1 protein-coding gene is annotated in these 1,251 nt (G+C 22.1%); it reads left to right on the plus strand.

From position 1 onward, the window contains the following. The first annotated feature begins 47 nt into the window (after positions 1–47). Positions 48–1,148 (plus strand): SAM-dependent methyltransferase, encoded by a 1,101-nt coding sequence (locus OL66_RS02335; protein ID WP_034172301.1) that lies wholly within the window; start codon positions 48–50, stop codon positions 1,146–1,148. The last annotated feature ends 103 nt before the right edge of the window (positions 1,149–1,251 follow it).

Below are 1,251 nucleotides of genomic sequence, written 5' to 3' on the forward strand. Positions count from 1 at the left end.
ATTTATAATTATTTTAAATTTTGAAAAAAAAAAAAAGTTGGAAACAAATGAATCAAATAATAAAAGAACATTTTTGTTTTGAAAATTTTAAAATATTAAAAAACAAATATGGAATTGATTTTTTAATTAATAAATTAAATGTTCATTCAGGAACGATTAAACGTTGGATTGAAAAAAAACAAATCCCTTTTCAATATAATTTTTATTTACAAAAAATAAATGATTGTTTAAATATTGAACAATCTAAAACGCAAATAGATATTTTTAATAATCCATTACAAAAAAGAAAATTTGATGAATTTTATACAACTGAAAAAACAGTCGATTGGTGTTTAGAAACACTAAAAAAAGAATTACAAAAATTAGATATTGATTTTAATGAATATTTTTTTATTGAACCGTCTGCTGGAACAGGAAATTTTTATCGTAAAATGCCTCCAAATAACAGAATGGGAGTTGAAATTAATCCAAAACTTAATAAAGATTATTTTATTTCTGATTATTTAGATTTTGAACCAAAAAACAAAACAAAAAATATAGTTTTTGGAAATCCTCCTTTCGGTTTAAGAGGTAATTTAGCATTAAGATTTATTAATCATTCTTATAATTTTGCTGATGTGGTAGCTTTTATTTTACCTCCTTGCTTTAATTCTGATGGAAAAGGAAATCCTAATTCAAGAGTAAAAGGGTATAAATTAGCTTATTCACAAAATTTACCGTTAAATTCTTTTGAATATCCTAATGGTAAAAAAGTTAAAGTATCTACTTGTTTTCAAATTTGGACTAAAATAAACACTCATTTAATAGTTAAAACAAAAATCAAAACTGCTAATAATTTCATTAAAATTTATTCTTTATCTGGTGGTGGAACACCAGGAAGCACACGAAATAAAAAAATGTTAGATAAATGTGACTTGTATTTACCTAGTACTTGTTTTAAAGGAATGAAAATATATCAATCTTTTTTAGAATTACCAAACAAAAGAGGTTATGGTATTAAAATTTTAAAAAAACATCATGAAATAAAAAAAATATTTATGAATGCCGATTGGGAAAAAATAGCTTTTTTATCAACAAACAGTGCTTTAAATTTGCGTATGAGTTTAATTGTTAAAGTTTTGACAGATGCTAATTATTATGATAAATAAATTTAAATTATAAAAAATATCGAAAGAAAAATAATAATGAATAAAAATATCAAGGGGTTTTTGTAGGCGATTACTGAGTTTTTTAAAAATATTGTTTCTTTTA

The sequence above is a fragment of the Chrysanthemum yellows phytoplasma genome, assembly GCF_000803325.1.
Taxonomy (GTDB): Bacteria; Bacillota_I; Bacilli_A; order Acholeplasmatales; family Acholeplasmataceae; genus Phytoplasma; species Phytoplasma asteris.

What these genes read in the sequence shown, in the direction of transcription:
- OL66_RS02335 (WP_034172301.1), top strand. Translation starts at nt 48, where the DNA reads ATGAATCAAATAATAAAAGAACATTTTTGTTTTGAAAATTTTAAAATA.